This is a genomic window from Myroides marinus, assembly GCF_900109075.1.
In the GTDB taxonomy this organism is placed as follows: domain Bacteria; phylum Bacteroidota; class Bacteroidia; order Flavobacteriales; family Flavobacteriaceae; genus Flavobacterium; species Flavobacterium marinum_A.
In genome coordinates this window covers 1-21,128 of the sequence record NZ_FNYS01000009.1, presented here as the reverse complement: position 1 = coordinate 21,128, position 21,128 = coordinate 1, and the positions used below count along the sequence as shown (strand labels likewise).

The 21,128-nt window shown below is 34.1% G+C and carries 14 protein-coding genes; 8 read left to right on the top strand and 6 right to left on the bottom strand.

What is annotated here, in order from left to right; genetic code table 11:
* Positions 1-46: 46 nt before the first annotated feature.
* The 4 genes from BMX53_RS10470 to BMX53_RS10455 all read right to left on the bottom strand — a co-directional run bounded on the left by BMX53_RS10470 (position 47) and on the right by BMX53_RS10455 (position 9,719).
* Positions 47-4,888: a DNA repair ATPase gene (locus tag BMX53_RS10470; protein WP_074746183.1), complete on the bottom strand. Its 4,842-nt coding sequence runs from the start codon at positions 4,886-4,888 to the stop codon at positions 47-49.
* A gap of 116 nt (positions 4,889-5,004) precedes the next feature.
* The gene (locus BMX53_RS10465) at positions 5,005-7,080 is read right to left on the bottom strand and encodes a flotillin (RefSeq protein WP_074746181.1); all 2,076 of its coding nucleotides are present in this window, start codon (positions 7,078-7,080) and stop codon (positions 5,005-5,007) included.
* 25 nt (positions 7,081-7,105) lie between these two features.
* Complete coding sequence (locus BMX53_RS10460; RefSeq protein ID WP_074746179.1) at positions 7,106-7,825, bottom strand: OB-fold-containig protein; 720 nt, start codon at positions 7,823-7,825, stop codon at positions 7,106-7,108.
* Between the two features lie 226 nt (positions 7,826-8,051).
* Positions 8,052-9,719, bottom strand: a complete 1,668-nt coding sequence (locus BMX53_RS10455) for a formate--tetrahydrofolate ligase (RefSeq protein ID WP_074746177.1) — start codon at positions 9,717-9,719, stop codon at positions 8,052-8,054.
* A 304-nt stretch (positions 9,720-10,023) separates the two neighbouring features.
* On the opposite strand from BMX53_RS10455, the gene BMX53_RS10450 reads away from it, so the two are divergent.
* Positions 10,024-10,605, top strand: coding sequence for a PhnA domain-containing protein (locus BMX53_RS10450; RefSeq protein WP_038987011.1), 582 nt, complete (start codon positions 10,024-10,026; stop codon positions 10,603-10,605).
* 266 nt (positions 10,606-10,871) lie between these two features.
* Here the strand turns inward: BMX53_RS10450 and BMX53_RS10445 are convergent, their stop codons facing one another.
* Entirely contained in the window at positions 10,872-11,282 is a 411-nt protein-coding gene (locus BMX53_RS10445) for an NUDIX hydrolase (protein WP_074746175.1), read from the bottom strand.
* A 404-nt stretch (positions 11,283-11,686) separates the two neighbouring features.
* On the opposite strand from BMX53_RS10445, the gene BMX53_RS10440 reads away from it, so the two are divergent.
* The 3 genes from BMX53_RS10440 to BMX53_RS10430 all read left to right on the top strand — a co-directional run bounded on the left by BMX53_RS10440 (position 11,687) and on the right by BMX53_RS10430 (position 13,128).
* Positions 11,687-12,283, top strand: coding sequence for a cell wall assembly protein (locus BMX53_RS10440; protein ID WP_240485557.1), 597 nt, complete (start codon positions 11,687-11,689; stop codon positions 12,281-12,283).
* Between the two features lie 110 nt (positions 12,284-12,393).
* Positions 12,394-12,738, top strand: a complete 345-nt coding sequence (locus BMX53_RS10435; RefSeq protein WP_074746173.1) for a CD225/dispanin family protein — start codon at positions 12,394-12,396, stop codon at positions 12,736-12,738.
* A gap of 15 nt (positions 12,739-12,753) precedes the next feature.
* Entirely contained in the window at positions 12,754-13,128 is a 375-nt protein-coding gene (locus BMX53_RS10430; RefSeq protein ID WP_074746171.1) for a DUF2752 domain-containing protein, read from the top strand.
* 58 nt (positions 13,129-13,186) lie between these two features.
* On the opposite strand, the gene BMX53_RS10425 is transcribed toward BMX53_RS10430, so the two are convergent.
* Complete coding sequence (locus BMX53_RS10425) at positions 13,187-15,112, bottom strand: outer membrane protein assembly factor BamB family protein (protein ID WP_074746169.1); 1,926 nt, start codon at positions 15,110-15,112, stop codon at positions 13,187-13,189.
* Between the two features lie 490 nt (positions 15,113-15,602).
* Between BMX53_RS10425 and aspA the strand changes: the two genes are divergently transcribed.
* The 4 genes from aspA (at position 15,603) to BMX53_RS10405 (ending at position 20,800) form a co-directional block, all read left to right on the top strand.
* Positions 15,603-17,012 carry an aspartate ammonia-lyase gene (gene aspA / locus BMX53_RS10420; protein ID WP_038987006.1) on the top strand — a complete coding sequence of 470 codons (1,410 nt, stop codon included), beginning with the start codon at positions 15,603-15,605 and terminating at the stop codon, positions 17,010-17,012.
* A gap of 15 nt (positions 17,013-17,027) precedes the next feature.
* Positions 17,028-18,098, top strand: a complete 1,071-nt coding sequence (locus BMX53_RS10415; RefSeq protein ID WP_074746167.1) for a type II asparaginase — start codon at positions 17,028-17,030, stop codon at positions 18,096-18,098.
* Positions 18,099-18,212: 114 nt separating this feature from the next.
* On the top strand, positions 18,213-19,562 hold the full coding sequence (locus BMX53_RS10410; protein ID WP_038987004.1) for an anaerobic C4-dicarboxylate transporter family protein: 1,350 nt from the start codon (positions 18,213-18,215) through the stop codon (positions 19,560-19,562).
* A 38-nt stretch (positions 19,563-19,600) separates the two neighbouring features.
* Positions 19,601-20,800 (top strand): porin, encoded by a 1,200-nt coding sequence (locus BMX53_RS10405; protein ID WP_074746165.1) that lies wholly within the window; start codon positions 19,601-19,603, stop codon positions 20,798-20,800.
* Positions 20,801-21,128 lie beyond the last annotated feature (328 nt).

Sequence of the window (21,128 nt, the reverse complement as noted above, 5' to 3'; positions counted from 1 at the left end):
AAAGAAAAAGAACGGCCTGTATAAGTTACAGACCGTTCTTGTGTTATTATTTTTTGATAGCCTTGGCTATGCTTTCTAAGTTTTGGTTGAAGTCCATTAACTGGCCTAATACTTGAGCGACTTGGTTATCCTTACCAGCCATACCGAGTTTGTTTTGTTTGATGAAGATATCTTTGATGTCTTCCCAGCGTTGACGCTCTACATCTGTTAGTCTATTAGCAAGCTCTTTTAGTTTTAGTAAGTTTGCCTCTGTATCAGAAGTAAGTGTCTGTGACTCGTTCTCATAATGAGTTAAGATTAATTCATCTATTTCACTGTCGTTCATTAGCGGAACTATTCTACTCATCATCTTATTCATATCTCGGTAAGAACCTTGTAGCTTAAAGGCAGGCTCTGTTCTATACGCATTGTCCATACTGGCACTTAAGATATATTGTTGATTTACCTTTAGAACAATATCTCTTACTGTTATTGATTTCTTTAGCACAGCAGTAAACTCTTCTATCTCTTGATTGCTAAAGTTACCTTCAAGAGCTAAAGCTTCTTCAGACTTAGTTTCTATGTGATTAATCAGTTTATAGAAATCGTCTAATGAATTACTACTCAATTTCTGTAAATAGGTATTCTCAGCAATAGCGTTCTCTAATAAACTTAGTTTGAACAAATGCTCTGTACTACCGATTACATCTCCTAAGTTATAAGTATCTGCACGGTTAGCTAACATATCAGGTATCTGAAACTTCTCTCCAGATTCTGTATACGGGTTACCAGCCATAATAATACAGAAGCGCTTACCTCTTAGGTCATACGTTTTACTCTCTCCTTCAAAGATACCATCCATCTTACGCTGTCCATCAGCAAGAGAGATGAACTTCTGTAAGAACTCAGAACTACAGTGTTGTATATCGTCTAAGTATAGCATCACGTTGTCCGCCATCTCGAATGACAAGTTTATCTTTTTCAATTCTTCACGAGCACCAGATGTCTTCGCCTCTGTTGGATCTATAGATGTAATAGAATGCCCAATAGTAGGTCCGTTAATCTTAACGAAGTGTAGACCTAAAGCATTCGCTAAGTATTCCATTAGCGTAGTCTTACCATATCCAGGAGGAGATACTAATAATAACATTCCCATACGCGCAGTACGTTTGTTATCACCATATACACCTATCTGTTTGGCTAAGTTATTTCCAATTAAAGGGAAGTACACTTCATTAATCAATTTATTACGAACAAAAGAAGTAAGTACACGAGGTTTTAACTCATTAACTTTTAATGATTTCTTGTATTCGCTTAGTAGCATATCTTTAGTAGAGATAAAGTCTGTAAACATAGGTACACTTTCAGTCTCGAATACTTCAAGCTTGTACATATACTCGTGATAGTCCAATGTGTACGTATCTTTAACGATTAAAGCGTGATTACCTTTTAAGTTGCTTAATATTATAGTATCATTATTCTCTTTTAAAGTATAGTTGTATTGTTTTTCAAACAGTAACAAACAGCAAGCCTCGTCTATGTATTTTTTATACATAGCTACTTTGGGTTCATTGTCTATATAAGAGTACAGCCAGTTCTGGATCAAATAGAACGTATCTAATGTAGATAAGGCAGTATCGTTAATGTCATTCTCGAAGGTTACACTCGCATTCTTCTGTTGTAAGAAAGAGACAAACTGTTTCTTTAATTGAGAAGCTTGTTCTGCCTTAGTAAAGAATACACCAGTAGAGAACTCTTCATATAAATATTTCGCTATGTCTTTTTTCAGTGATAACTCTCGCAATGGAGACTCCCACTGAACATATAGTTCCTCCAGTTGATTAAGGATATACTGATAGTTTGCACTATTAGGGAATACCTTTTGTACAGCTGCAGCACTATTAATACTCTTTAATAACGTATCTCTTATTTCTGTTTCTAATTTATACCAAAACACTTGAGCCGAAACACGTGTCTGAGGAGCATAAGTTAGTATACCTAACTCAGCCTTTAGCTTTAGTAACGCCTGTGTTATTTCTAATCCATCAAAGTCGTGTACACCTTTTAAGTACCCTTCAGAGTAGTTCTGTTCAGTTCTAAACTTAATAGCTTCATTAATATCTAAAGAAGGGGTAGTCTGTAACTCTTTTACTATTTGATAAGCTAAGTACTCTGCTCTATATACTGTGTTGTTCTCAGAGATGATGTCTTGATTCCATATCTCTTTATAAGCATATATCTTATCGTTAGTAATAGGATAAGTAAAGCTCGTACCTGTTAAGTGATAGTACAGAATATCATTACGTCTAATGATTGTTAGATCTAATGGTTGTTTATTCACTAAGAACTTATGAGTACCTAAGCTAATCACATTCTCTCCATCAGCGAATAAGTCTTGCTTATCTCTAAGTGTACGCAGAGCATCTTCTTGACTGGTCTTAACACTGTTCTCTAAGTTTTCAGCCTTAGATACATCGCCTAAGTCTTTTAGCTCGATAACTAATTGACGTACTTTATCGACCATTAGGTCAGTAGAGAAGAATGCAAGTATCTCCTCTTTCGTTTTAAACGAAGAAGACTTGTTCTCTATATTCTTTAAAATACGAAGACCTATCTGTTCTAAAGAACTTGTACGTCTATTGATTTGTTCTACTAACTGTGTTTTACGCGTATCAAAAGCTTTAGAAACTTCTTCTCGCTTATCAGCTATCTTTAAGATGAAATCATCAAAATCAGCAAACTTACTCTCCAACTCTTCTACCTGAACACTAACCTTAGAGTGATACTCATCACACTTTTCTGGAGAATTAGATAGTTCTAAGAAGTTAATAATACTCTGATCAAGTAAAGTTAACTGAGCGTGAAACTCAGCGATAGACTCATTCGTACGAAGAGAGTCTATCTTTCTCTTCAGTTGCGAGCGCACTTCATTTAGCGAAGCAAATATTACAGATATCTTCTCTATAATCTTTGTCGCCTGGGTAGTGTCTTCTATTTTTAAGCTGTTCAGTATATCGATTAGTAGTTCTAATTCACCTGATATAGCTTTACAGTTTTCGTCTATAACATTAGCATCGATTACCTTGACTACTTCATTTACTTTAGCCTTTTGATCGATTACTTTTTGTTCATAAGGAACCAAAGCTTGCTCTTGTAGTAAGAAAGCAATCGTCTTATCAGATAGAGATTCATTCGTCTTACCTAACTGTTCTTGATAACTATCTAAAATAGTTAAATCAACATATTTAGTCTGACGAGCACTGATTACCTCACCTAATAGCTTTCTGTTCTCAGCCAATAGATGTACTAATCCTTCAAGGGTATCACCTTTAGCATTCTTAACATTAAATAGCTGTCTATCTACCTTAGCCTTTAAATCAGTTAGTAGACCAGTAGCTCTTTTGCGTTGTTCTTGAACTTTCTCGAACTCATCTATTGCTGTATTAGCAATACTTCTTATCTGCTCTAATGGCTCGTCTAAGTTCTTAGTCTCTTTTGTTCTTATCCAGAAATAAGCATCTATAATGTCATTTGCTTTCTTGGCAATATCACCATATAACCCTTCATACGAATCTTCTTTATCGATGAGGTGGATGATTTCTTGACACTCAGCCATCGCCTTCACGATGTCTTTGTTACCTATTTTGTATAAGTGATTTTCTTTTTGCTCTTTATTTTCTATCAATGTAGCAGCATATGGAGTTTCCCATATCTGTACTACGTGATGTCTTACAGCTTCGTTCTCCGAACGGAAGTAGATTAACTTACCATCGTTAAACAAAGTAAAACCACTACATACAATAGGAGTTTCTACTTGCTGTTTGATGATGTTATAAGACATCAATGAATAGATATTATTCTCTGCTTGATAGAACAGATATAAGTAATCCTCTCCGTTATGAGAAGGAATAGTTCTGACGAACTCTAAGTTTTGAACGCTGTTATCAAATATCTTATAGTCCCCATTCTGTAGATAATACCCATTAGAGAATAAGATACCTTGTCCATCAGGAAGTAGAATACCTGTCTCGTTTAAAGCAGGTACATTGATAACTTGTTTGGTTCTATTGTTAAAGATAAAAGCACGGAAGTCCTCTTGATAAGGTTTAATGCGTATAGCAATAAAGTTGCCTAAGTCTGCGTAGAAGTAGTCAGCATCATCTAATTGTTGATCTATATTCTTTACAGGCTCAGAGTATATTCCTTGTCCATTATCTGTATTGTCTTCTATTTTAAAAGTAATATCACCACCTACAGCTTCTATAAACACTTTGTCTTGTATAGAGATATGAGGGTGTACTCCTAAGCGTCTGTTCTCAAGGTTAGTCTTAACCCAGTTGAACTCAAACTGAGGGCTTTTTACTACTTCGTGAATGCTGCGGTCATCTTGATAAATAAGCTTATTATCTTTGATTAACCACTTAAAAGCTTTTAAGTTATCCGCATTCTTACTTGTTTGGAATACCATATAGAGGTAATTCTCAGTCTTCTTAAATCTGCTGAAGATGGAGTCTCTATAGTATTTATATAAGTTTTTATAATCGCTGATGAAGTTCTCATCATAGATAAAGTCTAATGGTTGAGGTAAGAACTGATTATCCTCAAAGCGGTATATACTAAATACATCACTTAATTGAATATCAGTCTTAAGCCCAAAGTGTACGTTATAGGCAAAAATACAAGTAGTGTCAAAGGCAATAATACCTCTGGCAGTACAGTTGTTTTCTGTCGTAATACGCTGATTGGCGATAAGCTTTAAGTCAACAGAAGTAAAGACATCTTTACGGTCGTCATTTAGCGCATTTAATCGTTGGATTAAATCACCTTTTTGACTCTGTAGTCTCTTCTGTATAATCTCATAAGTATTAGAATCTAATGATTCTATATGTTGGTTTTCTAATTCAGCCATATATAAAAGATACTTTGTATTAGAACAACAAGTCTAATACGTAGGTAAGTTGAAAATAGAGTAGGGGTAAATAGGAGAAATCACCCTTTTCTATTGAGAAGGGTGATTAATATGTATTAAGATAATTTCTTATTTCCTATACCGAAACTCTGAACAGCATCTGCTATATTACCTAATAAGCCCATATTGTCCTCAGTTGCGTTTTGTTGCATCTTAAGCACTAATGAAGCTATACTAAGGTTCTTTAAGTCTTCAGTAGTAATATTAAACTGACTCGCGTAGTGTCTGATGTTGTTAAATAATTCGCCTTGGCTAATTGTAGAACCGTCTCCTAATAAAGCAAGTTTAATATCTTGTGCATTCTGACTCTTGTCGATTAATTGATCAAATCCTTTAGCACGAGTTACTTGGTTAACGATGTTTTCGAAGAACATAGTCTCTCCACCTACGATATCAATCTTAGCAGTGTGTAATGCAGAAGATAATACGTCTGCTTGAGATTTAGCAATATCTTTTTGAATAGTTAAAGCAGCTAATTCTACTTCTTTCTCTTTTTGAAGTTGTAGTTTGAACTCTTCGTGTTCTTTTCCTACACCATCCATTTTTTTCATTGCTTCAGCTTTCTCTTTGATTCCCTCAGCATCTGCAATAGCTTTTTCTTTGATAACTTCAGCTTCAGCCAATCCTTCTTTTCTCTTAGCCTCTGCTTTAGCTTCGATACCTGCAGCCTCTGCTGTTGCGATACGTTGTATTTTCGCAGCATCTACGATACTTTGTTGTTCTACAGCTTCAGCTTTTGCTTTGATTACTTCTGCCTCAGCTAATCCGATAGTAGCATCTTCACGAGCCTTAGCGTCTGCAAGTATTTTACGAGCCTCAGCTTGTTTGATAGACGCTTCTTTTTCTGCTTCAGCTTCGATTAACATCTGTTGAGAGATTTGCTCTTGTGCAAATTTCTTCGCTTCAGCTTCTTTAATTGTTCTGATTAAGTTCTCTTCAGCTTGTTTACTTGCTTGAGTGATGCCTACTTGTTTCTCTCTTTCTACTGCACGTAGAGCCTCCACATCTTTAATGTTTTGTTGCTCTTCTACCACACCTTTTTCTAGTTGTACTCTCTCGCGGATTACATCTTGTATAGTCTTTTTCTCTTCCTCTACAGCTTTCTCTTTATTGATTTGAGCCAGAGTTACGATACGCTCTCTTTCTGTTTGTTCTAACGCTCTATCTTTTTCAACTCTTTCAGTTTCTACAGCATCAGTTCTCTCTTTATTTTTAGCAGCAATGATTACTTGACGTAGTTTATTCTCTTCTAATACAGCCAAGCTCTCTTCTGTAGAGATGCGTACACTCTCAGACTTAAGACGCTCTTCTTCGCGTACTTTGTGTATTTCAGCCTCTTCACGAGCACGGATATTATCTACCTCTCTACGTTGTTTCTCTTCTTTTTCTGACAATTGTCTTTCTAATTCTAAGATAGCCTCACGAGCTTCAACGTCTTGTTTTTTGATTACTTTTTGCTCATCTCTACGGATAAGGTTAGCATTGATGTTTTGTAATGCAGTAAGTTCTGTAATCTTCTTGATACCTTCAGAGTCTAGGATGTTCTGAGGGTCTAAGTAAGAGATATTAGTCTGTTCTAAATAGTCAATAGCACAGTCATCTAAGATGTACCCATTTAAGTCTCTACCTATGATATTAATAATCTCTTCTCTGAACTCTCTACGAGCTTCGTATAATTCGATGAACTCAAATTTCTTACCTACTGTTTTTAACGCTTCAGAGAATTTAGCTTCGAATATGTTTCTAAGTGTTTCTACATCACTTGCACGCTCACACCCTAAAGTTTGAGCCACATTAATTACGTCATCTATAGATTTATTAACTCTGATGAAGAAAGCTACTTTGATATCTGCACGGATATTATCTTTACAGATAAGACCTTCGTTTTGCATTCTGTCAATCTGTAATTTTTTCACAGAGATATCCATTATCTCCATTTTATGGAATACAGGGATTACATAAATACCTTTGTTAAAAGCTACTTTAGTTCCTCCAACCCCTGTTCTTACTATAGATTTACCTTGTGGTATCTTTTTATAGAAAGATGCAAGAATTGCAAAAAATAATAATACTAATAGAAAAAGTGCGCCTATAATAATAGCTATTAATGTTCCTAAGCCAAACTCACCCATAGATTTTAGTGTTTATAGTTAATATTTAATGTGTTTTACGTACCAGAAATACATTGTCTTTATCCGATTTATTAATGATAATGACCTTATCTCCATATTTTATTGGATTGCCATCCGTACTTTCGACCAATATCTTTATAGGATCTTGATTGATGACGATCTCCATATTACCGTGTTTATTTTCTGTTATGCTAGATAGCATAATACCCTCTTGACCGATAAAGTCTATAGCTTTCTCTCCGTGATATCCGGTGTCTTTTAAAAACTTTACCAGTGGAAGAGTAGCATAGTGTGTAAGAATAATAGCCACAAAGGAAAGAGGAATTAAGATAACTACAGACCAAAAGCCCATATTCACCACCTTAGGTATAGTAGTAGTTAATAAGGTACCTGCCCAAGTAAAGAATTTAAAGATGGTCAAGATTATCATAAAAGGTATCTTGCCCACATTCATAAACTCTAAGATCTGCATAAACACGCTTGGCTGTCTTACATCGACATGATCAGCTACGTCTACTTCTTTATCATGAGAGATGTCTACATGACTCTGATGAAGGTCAAAGTCAGTATCTACGTCCATATCTACATCGACGTCTATCTCAGGGTTGACATCCATATCTATATCAAAACCGTCAAATCCTCCCAAAACAGCAGAGAATATCCAATAGAGAAATGAGATACCCATTAGGACACTCATAATAGCATTAGGTAGCGGATTAAATAAGTGATGTAGTATTTCTGTCATTATTAGAGATGTAGTAGTATGTTATTTTGTATTAATTTTTACATAAAATTAGCATATCAAATATAGTTTAAAATTTTCTGTTGTTAAGTATAATATTCGAATATTATGCGGGATTATTCGTATTTTATCCCTTTTAGATACCTCATATTAACAAAAAAAGCGAAACTTTTAAAAGTTTCGCTTTTGACATTTTATAACAGTATTAAGGGTAATAAACTTAGATTGACTAGCTTAAACCTTCTATTAATCCATCAACTAAATCAATTCTCAAGGCTTGTGGCGATTTAGGTAACCCTGGCATACGCATAATATCTCCTGCGATAGCCACGATAAACTCTGACCCTCTATTAATAACTAAATCGTTTATAGTTATCACAAATCCTTTAGCTACACCATAAGCAGTAGCATCCGCTGAGAACGAATACTGCGTCTTAGCGATACATACTGGGTATTGATCCATATTTGTATTCTTTAGTTGAGCTAACTTCTTTTTAGCAGTAGAAGAAAACTCTACACTATCAGCTCCATATATTTTCTTCGCTACATTCTCTATTTTTACAGCTATAGTCTCATCGTCCTGATAAGGGAACTGAAGAGGTTTGCTTGGATTAGTAGCTATTGCATTCACTACTACTTCTGCTAAAGCTTTAGCTCCTTCACCACCTTCTACGAAAGCGTTGTTGATAGCAAAGCCGATACCGTTGTCTTTACAGTATTGTTCTACTATCTGAAGTTCTTCTGTATCGTCCGTAGCGTATTTATTAAAAGCTACCACGATGCTTTGACCATAAGATTTGATATTCTCTACGTGTTTAGCTAAGTTCTCTAGTCCTTTGCGAATACCTTCTACATTTTTCGTTTTAATCTCTTCGATAGCTACACCTCCATGCATTTTTAACCCCTGAGCAGTAGCTACTACAACAGTAAGCTTAGGTTGTAAGCCAGATTTTCTACATTTGATATCAAAGAATTTCTCAGCTCCTAAGTCTGCTCCGAATCCAGCTTCAGTAATTACATAATCACCATAACTCATCGCCATCTTAGTAGCGATAACAGAGTTACACCCATGTGCAATATTAGCAAAAGGGCCTCCGTGTATAAAGGCAGCTGTATTCTCTGTAGTCTGTACTAAGTTAGGATTAAGTGCATCTTTAAGTAGTACAGTAATAGCACCTGCTACACCCAAATCTTTAACGGTGAACATGCTGCCATCATAGCGATAACCTAACAAGATATTCTCTATTCTACGTCTTAGATCTTCAATATCAGTAGCAAGACACATGATCGCCATGATCTCTGACGCAGGCGTGATATCGAAGCCTGACTCCTGAGGTACACCATTAGCACTACCTCTTAACCCAGTATTGATATAGCGTAAGCTACGGTCATTTACATCTAATACTCTCTTCCACAGTATTTCTTTGATACCATTTTCACTGGCTCTATTTTGGTAGATATAGTTATCAAATAGCGCACTGATTGTGTTGTGAGCAGAAGTTATCGCGTGGAAGTCTCCAGTGAAGTGAAGATTGATATTCTCCATTGGCAATACTTGTGCATATCCACCTCCTGCAGCTCCACCTTTCATCCCAAAACAAGGGCCTAATGATGGTTCTCTAAGTGCTACGATTGCTTTTTTGCCTATTTTATTTAACCCTAATGCCAATCCTATAGATACAGTTGTCTTTCCGATACCTGCTTTAGTAGGAGTGATAGAGGTAACTAATATTAAGTTTGATTTATTGATATTCTCAGGATTCATTTCATCTAGAGGAACTTTAGCCATATACTTGCCATATGGTATTAGCTCTTCTTGATTAACCCCTATAGATTGTGCTACATCTTGTATTCTCTTTAGCTCACTTTCGCGAGCGATTTCGATATCTGTTTTCATTTATAATGATAGTTTGTGTTATTGAGTAGTAAAGATAAGGTTTTTTGTATGGGGGATTATGCTCGTTTGGTATTATTAGAGTGCCTCTTGATATTATGACGAATTGTGTAATGAAATAGGAATCATTTAAATTGAAACCATAATTCTAAGAACCATTTTTTAAATTGCTTCTAAAAAATTAAGTGTTTTATTAAATTCATATCTGTGTGATAAAAATGGTTTAATTACTGAAGTGTTTTATTATTTTTTATATCTAAATAATAACATATATCTTTACAACCTTAATAATATATTGTTTTAATAAATGAAAACTGAAGCACAATTAAAAGAAAGAAGTGGTAATAAATGCGAACTATGTGAAGCAACAGGACATTTAAATGTGTATGACGTACCACCAGCAGCAGCTAATGAAGCAGATAGAGAAGTATATATATGTGATACTTGTTTAGAGCAGATAGAGAAGAGAGCGGAGTTAGATGCTAATCACTGGCAATGTCTTACTACATCTATGTGGAGCGAATTTCCAGCTGTACAGGTAGTAGCGTGGCGTATGCTAAATCGTTTCCGCAATGAGAGTTGGGCTGCAGATAGTTTAGAGATGATGTATTTAGATGATGAGTTATTAGAATTCGCTAAATTATCAGGAGATCATACAGGTGACGGAAGTGTAGATTTACACAAAGACTGTAATGGTAACGTATTAGTAGGTGGTGATACTGTAACATTAATTAAAGATCTTGATGTAAAAGGATCTACTATTAACGCAAAAATCGGTACTGCTGTTAGAAATATCCGTTTAGTACACGATAATACAGAACAGATAGAAGGAAAGATAGATGGTCAACAGATCGTAATCTTAACGAAGTTCGTAAAGAAACAAGCTTAGTCTATAGACTATAATATATAAGCCTCTGAGTTGGATACTTAGAGGCTTTTTTATTGCATTTTCGTTGGGGTGAGTCCATAGTGAGTCCATAATGAGTCCATAGTGACTCCATTAAAACAGGGGGTTTTAATAGAGTCATTATGCTGGTATGATTCTCTCACTGTGCTAACATTGCAATCAAAGTGGTTACTTTTTGCAGAGCTAATATGAACTGTATAGTCTCTTATAAGATATTTTAAGGGAAAAAGTGAAGTGTTTAAAAAGGATTAAAACAGGCGTAACCATATAGGAATACTAAACTCTTCTAATAGATGTGCGAGTTTAGTCTCTTTGTAATTTTCTTGAGTTAGCCATTTAGCTTCTGCTATTTCTGCGGATACTGTGATATCCGTATCGTCTATTGCTAGATGGTAGATATGTGCAGTGACTATAGTGTTAGCTTCATTTACAGCTTTAGTAGAATGCGTACCTAATAATTTAATATCTTTAGAAGTAATGATGAGATGTAATTCTTCATTAAGTTCTCTGATCAGGGCTTGTTCAGGTGTTTCTCCTAATTCTAGTTTACCACCAGCCATCATATAATAGGTAGAGGTCTTCTTGCGTACAGTCAGTAGACGATTGTTTTTATCTGTTATTAGTGCAGAAGCTAGATAGATAGTGTTAGGCGTATTCATACTTATCAAATTTAATGAGTCAAAGATACGAGCTAACTTATAAAGGCAGAGGCAAATATTCTCCTTAATTAAGGCTATTAGTGAGCTAGAATGATTCTTATTAGTATAATAAGTACTAGAGAGCCTGTTTTGAATTAAATATATTTTAATATTTGATTGGTTAATATTTAAATAATTAGCTTTTTATTTAAGGAAGTTTATTATTTTTACCGCGATATAAATGAATAAGACAGTAGGACAATTGAAAACTTTGAAAAAGTATAAGATTGTTATAAAAATATGTTTTTCATTAAAAAAATATTTTATCTTTATTGTATCAAAGAAATGCTTCTAATTATAATAAAGAACGGAAGTATGGTATTAGTTTAATTTTTTAAAATCCGTAAGCCTGATAAGAGGCGAAAATGAACATCACAATGGTAAAAGAAGAATTTACTGCATTATTTAAAGGGTATAAAGTACCTAGTGAAATTAAAAGTCTTTTGGAATTTCAACTATCAGAGACTATTCCATCTTATTATTCTAACGCTATCTATTTAATAGATGAGGATCCAGGAATCATTGAGTCTGTTTCGGACAATGAAGACTTTGTAAATTCATTTATCCCTTTTGCTGAAGCAAATAGTACTGGTAGTATTTATGCTTTCTGGGTACAAAATAAAGAGGTTAAAACTCTAGATGATTGCCCTATTGTAGTTTTTGGAGATGAAGGAGGAGCGTTTGTTGTTTCAAAAAACGTGAAAGAATTACTTCAGATTTCTGCTTATGATGTAGAACCTGTAGTGTATATGGATGAATTCTATTTTTCTGATAAAGAAGAGTTGATAGAAGAAGGTGAGTATGATGCTGCTGAGTTTAATAAAGAATACTTAGATTGGCTTCGTACTGATGCTAAATTAAAACCAATACTTACTGTTGAAGCTATTGATGATGTTATAGCAGTTGCTCAAGATCAATATGGAGATGCTTTAGAACAATTTGTAAACAAATTCGTAGGGTAATAATAGCCCTTTTGGAATTAAAGTATAGATGAAAGAGAGGATTATTCCTCTCTTTTTTTGTTTTATAGAATTAAAAGGAAGTATTTTGTCAATTATAATTTACAAGAAGGATGGAAATAGGAGAACAGAAACAAGTACAAAACAATGAGATCATGCCAAAGAATAATATGGGTTTAGCTGTTATAGCAACTATAATAGGTGTTTATTCATTTTTATTTCTTGGTTTTTTCTTAGGTCTAGTAGCTGTTGGATTTGCTAAAAGATCTAAGTATAAAAGCATGCATGGTGATTATGCAGGTGCTGTATCTGCAGCTAATAAGGTTAAGAGACTTAGTTATATAATCTTCACATTAGTACTTATCGCAGTTATCTACACGGTGTATGTTATTAATAAAGAAGGTGGGATAAATGTGATTATGGAAAAGCTTCAAGAGCAGAATGCTATAAGTGCTTAATATTATCACGGCAGTATGAAGAATTGGTTAATCCGTATATTATTATATATTCCTTTATTGGGGATAGGATATTATTATAAGGAGGCTTTCGGTACTGCTGATAGCAGTGGTCTGAGCTGTATGGTATACCAAAAGACAGGATGGTTATGCCCTGGATGTGGAGGGCAGCGGGCATTACAGTCTTTATTGAGAAGGGATGTTTTAGAGGCTATTCACTATAATGCATTGATATTACTCTTAATTCCTCTATTATTGTTTATCTACATTTCTTTGATAGAAGTATATGTTGTAAAGAATCAGAAGTATATAGGACGTATAGTTCTTCCTAAATGGTTCCCTTATGTATTAGTATTAGTTATTATTGTTTTTTCAGTGATGAGAAATATATAGATATAAAAAAGCCCTTAAGATAATCTCTTAAGGGCTTTTCTTATTTATTAATCGATGATTAGTTTACTTTGAATGTTCTTAGTTCATTGTTATAAACGTAATAGATACTTCCTGTAGCAGGGTCTATTTCATAAAGTGGTTTATTATTGCTAATAGCAATTTTGTCTACTTCTTTACCATCTTTTTTTCTCACTTTTACTAGCTGAGTAGTTTCTCCTTCAGTTCCTCTAGCGAATACATAAGCATAATCTGCAGTTTGTTTTAGAGCGTTAAATCTCTTTTGTACTAGAGGCATAATCTCTGAATCTATACCTGACATTACAGCTTGTTGTGCTTCTAATGTTCTCTTAGCTTTAGCTCTATCTTCTTCACTGAAGACATAGTTAGTACTCTCTACTAGATTTCCTCTACTATCTCTGTAAGACATGGTATATGTAGAATTAGCGATAACATTTTGTCTAGCTGCATTGATGTTTCCAAATGTTTTGGCAGCGATAGCAGCTGATTTTAATAAACGTCGTCCTGCTTCTCCTGGTTCTTTATAAGTGTTGTGATAGATAACATTACCATCTGGAGCAACTCCTATTACGTCGTTTTGTCCCACAATACAGATAACAGAACCATCTATAACTTCTAAACTAGTGATGGCTTTGTCGTTTTGTACGTCTATTTTATCTCCGATAGGTTCTGGAGCATCATTAGAGTTTGGGTCAAATTTGTAAATCTTTCTATGGTTATATGCTAAGAATACATTGTCTTTTTCGTTATGTCCTACTGCGATAGGTCTTTTTTTGCTAAACTTGATGTTTCTCTTCCATATCTTCTTACCTGTACTGTAGTCTACCATATTACCGTATGTATCGGTAAGGTATAATACTCTATTGTTATCTACTTTGTCTAAAAAGTATATTTCATCTTCAGAATTATCAGCAATTTCGATAAACTTCTTCCATTGAGGAGCACCTTCTTGATTAACTAAGTTCATCTCTGTGTCTGCTATATATAGGTAGTTATTTTCGACAGGGATAACTCTTTTGATAGCTTTACCTTTAGCATCTTTTTTCCACATCTTCTTACCATCATTATATGAGTAGAAGTTGAATCCTGTGTTGTGTGCTATTAATATTCTATCATTCCAGTCTTCTATGTAAGTAACGAATTTAGTAGTGATATCGCTTTTCCACAGTTTAGCACCTGTGTCTGTATTAAGGATGTTCACTGAAGTTTTTGAACTTATTAATGAGCTAGCATCACTAATAACAATCATATTTTTTAAGTTTTGAGAAAGGAAGAAGTCTTGGATTTTAAAGTCAGTTTTCCATTTAATCTCTCCTGTCGTAGTATTTAAGTTAAATAAGAACCCCTTAACAGTGATGTATAGGTCGTTATTTACTTTTAATATTTTTTCGTTCGCTTCTTGCCCTGCACTAAAGATAGATTTGAATACAGACATTTTTTCTTGTGTACCTACTTCTGTCGTCCATTTGATTTTGTTTTCAGTAGGTGATAGGTATAAGAAGTTAAAAGCTTTCTCATCAGCTGTAAGCATTAAGATAGCATTATCTTCTACGATAAAGTTTGTTTTGATAATTCTAGATTTGGCTTCTTTAGAGTTGTACAGTACAGTACCATCTAGAATATTGATGATAAGATCATTGTTGTCTAATGTAATTCTAGCGTAAGGTGATCTAGGTAATACCTCAATTTCTGTAACTACTTCTTCAAAGTAAGACATAATACTACCAAGTGTAGTAGATCTAAAATCACTTTGATAATCTTTTTTGTTGATAGACCAAGTCGTTTTGTTTGCTATGGGGTTGTAGTTTGTAATTGTGTTTTTATCTTTTACAATAACATCTCCTGTAGCAGGTACTAAACTGATTGACTCTATGTCACTTCCAAATTTAGTAATAATATCAGCCTGACGCTGAGCATAACTTATACTTGCAGTAAGTGCAAGTATCATTAGTAGGTTTTTTTTCATGTTATATTTTTTAGCAAAATTAACTTAAAAATATGTTTGATTAATAAAACACTAAGGAATTTTGTTCTTTTAATAAACATTAGTGATTCTTTGATTTTTTTATAATAATTAAAGGTGTGTTAAGAATTATGGTTTTGACAGAATAGGTGCTGTTAATGTGACAAATTTTGAGATTTTATAAATTAGAATGATTTATTTATTATTACTTGTTAATGTTAAAAATAGTTGTAGATTTATGAAGGTTTTGTAATATTTCCGATTTAAAGTATTATTTGGTGCATTTTGAGTGTTTTATTTTTCATAATTTTAATAGGTTTATATTGCTGAAAAAGCAGTTATACAGAATAAGATGAATAGAAAAAATAAAATAAAATAAGATAATTATCATGTTTCATATTATTTGATTTTATGAATTTTGATATGAAATAATAAAGCAGAAATAGTTGATTATTAATGCTTATTAATGTATTTAATTTAAAAGTGAAAAAATATGAAAAGTACTAGAAAGGAACACGATTTTTTAGGTGAGTTAGAAATTCCTAATGATTTATACTACGGTGTACAAACATTTAGAGCTGTAGAAAACTTTAATATTACAGGGCTTACTTTAAATAAAGAAACAGAGTTTATAAAAGCTTTAGGTTGGGTAAAAAAAGCAGCAGCTTTAGCTAATAAAGATTGTGGTGTTTTAGACCCGAAAGTAGCAGATGCTATTTGTTTCGCTTGTGATCAAGTTATCGCTGGTAAATATAATGACCAATTCGTAAGTGATTTAATACAAGGTGGAGCTGGGACTTCAGTGAATATGAATGCAAATGAAGTTATCGCTAACGTAGCATTAGAGCACTTAGGTCACCAAAAAGGAGAATATCAATATGTGCATCCTAATAACCATGTAAACTGTTCGCAGTCTACTAATGATGCATATCCTTCGGCTTTCCGTATAGCGCTTTATAATAAAATAGAAGAGTTTTGTGTGATATTGGCAAAACTTCAAAAAGCATTTGCAGCTAAAGGTGAGGAGTTCGCTAAAGTTCTAAAAATGGGACGTACTCAATTACAAGATGCAGTGCCAATGACATTGGGACAAGAGTTCCATGCTTTTGCTACAACAATAGGGGAAGACTTAGCTCGTCTAAGAGAGGTGCAAAAATTAGTGTTAGAAGTGAATATGGGAGCTACGGCTATCGGTACTAAAGTAAATGCACCTGAGGGATATCCTAGTCTATGTGTAGAGTATTTAGCAAAAGAAACAAAGTTACCACTTACACTATCTCCTGATTTAATCGAAGCTACTAGTGATACTGGAGCTTATGTGCAAATTATGGGAACGCTAAAACGTGCGGCTGTTAAGATTTCTAAAATCTGTAACGATTTACGTTTGTTAAGTTCTGGACCTCGTACAGGATTAAATGAGATTAACTTACCTGCTATGCAACCAGGATCTTCTATTATGCCAGGTAAAGTAAACCCTGTTATACCAGAAGTAGTTAACCAAACTTGTTTTTATGTAATAGGACAAGATTTAACTGTGACAATGGCTGCTGAAGCTGGTCAATTACAGTTAAATGTGATGGAACCAGTTATTGGTTTTGCAATGTTTACATCACTTGAATATTTAGGTAAGGCTATTCAGACTTTAATAGATAAATGTGTAGTAGGAATTACTGCTAACGAAAAACACTGTGCTGAGTTAGTGATGGGAAGTATCGGTATCGTTACTCAATTAAATCCATTATTAGGATATGAAGCATGTGCGAGTGTGGCTGGTGAAGCTTTATTGTCTGGAAAAAGTATTCATGAAATAGTGGTTTTGGAACGTAAATTGATATCTCAAGAGAAATGGGATGAAATCTATTCATTAGAAAACCTGATTAACCCAAAATTGATTAATTCTTAATTTAATATAGTAACGATGAAAAAGGTATTTAGTTTAGTAGTTGGAGTTTTATTAGTATTCCAAGTACAGGCTCAAACAAAAGGAGCAACAAACACTTCAAAGGATGAACCTCGTGTTATCATTTTAGCTACAGGTGGTACTATCGCTGGTTCTGGAGAATCTTCTACTAAAGCTGCTTATACTGCAGGTAAAATTCCAATCGAGAATCTTTTAAATGCTGTACCAGAGATGCATAAGCTTGCTAAAATTAAAGGTGAGCAAATCGCACAGATAGGTAGTCAAGATATGAATATTGAAACTTGGTTAAAATTAAGTAATCGTATCAATGAGATTTTTGAGAATAACGAGGCTGATGGTGTTGTAATTACTCATGGTACTGATACTCAAGAAGAAACTGCATATTTCTTAGAATTAACTGTTAACTCTAATAAGCCTGTAGTATTAGTAGGAGCTATGAGACCTGCTACAGCTATGAGCCAAGATGGTAACAGAAACTTATTAGATGCTGTAATGGTAGCTGCTTCTCCTAATAGTAAAGAGGTAGGTGTGGTAACAGCAATGAATGAAGCTGTATTCGCTGCTAGAGATGTGACTAAAACAGTAACAACTAATATAGCTACTTTCCAATCTAGAAACTTTGGTCCTATCGGATTAATCTATGATGGTAAAGTGAGCTACTACTATAAAACACTTAGATCTCCTGAGAAAAAATTCAATGTAAAAGGATTGACTAAATTACCTCAAGTAGAGATTGTATATGGTTATGCTGATGCTAGTCCTAAAGCTGTGAAAGCTGCTAAGGAAGAAGGTGTAGCTGGTATCGTGTATGCAGGTATGGGGAATGGTAACTTTAATGCTCCTGTAGGAGAAGCTTTAGCTGATGCTGCTAAGTCTGGTATCCTAGTGTGTAGAGCTGCTAGAGCAGGTGCAGGTAGAGTAACATTGTTTAATGAGGTAGATGATAAAGCTTTAGGTTTTGTAGTAGCGGATGATTTAAATCCACAAAAAGCTAGAATTTTATTGATGTTGGCTTTAACTGAAACTAAAGATAAAGCTGCTGTTCAAGATATGTTCTTCAAGTATTAATAATGAATTGTAGTAACTAAATATGAGGAGCACTTACTGAATAATTTAATGAAGTTTGTGCTCCTTTTTATATTAAACTACAATTTGTATGTATTAGTAAAAAACATTTAAGTTATGTTATTACTTCAATTTAGTATCCTGATAGGAATGATTCTTGTCGGATCGCAAATGAAAGGAATCGGTCTAGGGGTAATGGGAATGGTAGGTCTAAGTATTTTCGTATTCATTTTCGGTATGAAACCTGGAGATCCACCTATAGATGTAATGTTGGTTATTATGGCTATTGTATCTACAGCTGCTACATTACAAGCGTGTGGAGGACTTGATTACCTTGTGAAATTAGCAGAGAAAGTTATTCGTAGCAATCCTTCTAATATTGTGTTTATTGCACCATTTACAGTTTATTTCTTCTGTCTATTTGCAGGAACTGCTCACTTACTTTACTCTTTATTACCTATTATTTCGGAGGTAGCTGCTAAAAAGAGAATTAGACCAGAGCGTCCACTTAGTATATCGGTTATCGCATCTCACTTAGCTATTACTGGGAGTCCAATGAGTGCTGCTACGGCTGCGTTTGCTGGAGCTGGTATTTTAGCATATCCTGGAGCATTGATTGATATTATGAAAGTGTGTATCCCTGCGTGTATTATTGGAATCTTTTTAGGATGTCTATCTGTGATAAGAAAAGGGAAAGAATTGTCTGAAGATCCTATCTTTTTAGAAAAGATGAAAGATCCTGAATTTGCTAAGAGTTTAGATTCGAATGACTCTGCTGGGGAACAGAAACCTCTGAGAAAAGGAGCTAAAACTTCTGTTGTGATTTTCTCTATTGCAGTATTGATGATTGTACTTGCTGGAGCATTTCCTCAGTTGTTACCAACTTTTGAACCTGGTGCCGCTAGTTTAGTGTTAAAAGCAAATGGTGAGTTACAAATGGTAGCCGTTATTAGTATGGTTACGTTAACTGCATCTGCTTTAATGATGATTGCTACTAAAACTAGTGCGGTAGATGTAACTAAAGTTAGTTTATTCAGTTCTATGGCTACTGCTGTAGTATCAGTATTCGGAGTGGTGTGGATGAGTTCAACTTTTATGGCTCATAATGAAATAGTGATTAAAGGGTTTATGACAGATATCGTGTCTGCTCACCCATGGACATTTGCTATCGCTGTGTTTATTTTAGGAGCATTGATGTTTAGTCAAGCAGCAACTACTAAAACAATGATGCCTTTAGGTATGTCTTTAGGATTATCTAATCCAGCATTGATTGCTATTTTCCCCGCAGTGAATGCAGATTTCGTATTGCCAGGGTACCCAACGTTATTGGCAGCAATAAACTTTGATAGAACAGGAAGTACTAAGATTGGTAAGTTCGTAGTTAATCACAGTTTTATGATACCAGGATTGGTGGCTATAGGTACAGCTATTGCGGCAGGTTTTTTACTTGGAGCTGTATTGCTATAAAAAATGAAAGACAAATAATAATTATATAAAAATAGGCGATGAGAAAAATTATATTAGCATTGATGCTGACTTCTCAAGTGGGAATGTTTGCACAAGAACCACAGACAGCTTCGGATAGTATATCCAAACCTGTAATATCATTTAATAAGCAAAAGTTACTAAATGATGTAGATGTTATTTTTAATACACGTTTTGGATTTGATAACCATTTTAGTGATGGGACATTTACTAATTCAGAATTTAATAATAATCAGTTTCGTTTAGAGATTAAGGGTAAGATTCATGATAGAGTTTATTTTAGATTCCGTGATAGATATACACAGCAATCAGAGATAGGTTCTCGTGACCATATTACTAGAGGAACAGATATGGCGTTCATCGGTGTGTATGTTACACCTAATACTAGAGTTGATATTGGTAAGATGAGTGCTGATTGGGGAGGGTATGAATTTGATATGAACCCTATCGATATCCTTGAGTATAATGATATCCTAAATAATGCGGATAACTTCTTAACAGGGGTGGGGGTTACACATAAATTGAAAAATGGACATTCTTTTGGGCTACAGGTTTTAAATTCACGTACTAAATCTTTTGAAGAACAATATGTAGGTTATGATATCTCTGAGTTAGAGAAAGCAAAAGCTCCTTTTGCTTTTGTAGGTAACTGGAGAGGAACTTTCTTTGATGGTAAATTCGAAACAAATTATAGTTATAGCTACTTCCAAGAAGCGAAGGATAATGCGATGAATTATGTTTCTCTTGGTAATAAATACCAAGATAGTAAACTTACTTTAATGTATGACTTCCAATATAGTCATGAAAATATCGATAGAAAAGGGATTACTTCTCGTATTATTAATGCAAAAGCAGATCGTGATGTATTAGATTATAAAGGAGATGTACTAGCGAAAGATGTTTCTTATATGGATAACTGGTTTAGAGCTGATTATTTGGTAACACCTAAGGTTAATTTATCTCTTACTTTAATGACTAGTAACGCTTATGGTAAAGATATTGCTGGTGAAGGAAGTGGTACAGATAGATTAAGTACTAGTTATGGATTTATTCCAGCAGTACAGTATCTTCCTTTTAAAGATATGAATATTAGATTTTATGTATCTTATGTAGGTAGATATTATAACTATTCATCTTTAGCAAAAGATAAGTTTGGATTAGAGAACTACAATACAGGGCGTTTGACTATTGGATTTATAGCTCCTTTATTGATATTATAAGAAGATACACTACTATTATATATGAAGCACCTAATATTTAGGTGCTTTTTTATTGATATAAGTTGTTTGGGACTCTTGTAACAGTGCTTTTAATCTAAAACAATGATTTAGATTAGTTATATGCGTAATTCTTCAAAAAAACTTTCATCTCTAAAGCGACGTGTAATAGGTAGTTACGAAATACTTTAAAAAAACCTTCAAAAAAGACTAGCTAAAGTTTGCGAGTAAGGAAAAAGGTACTACTTTTGCATCCGCATTAGAGAAGTAATAACGCCTCTAGAGGCAGACGATCATAAACAAAAAGTGAAGCAAGAATTACTTAAAAATA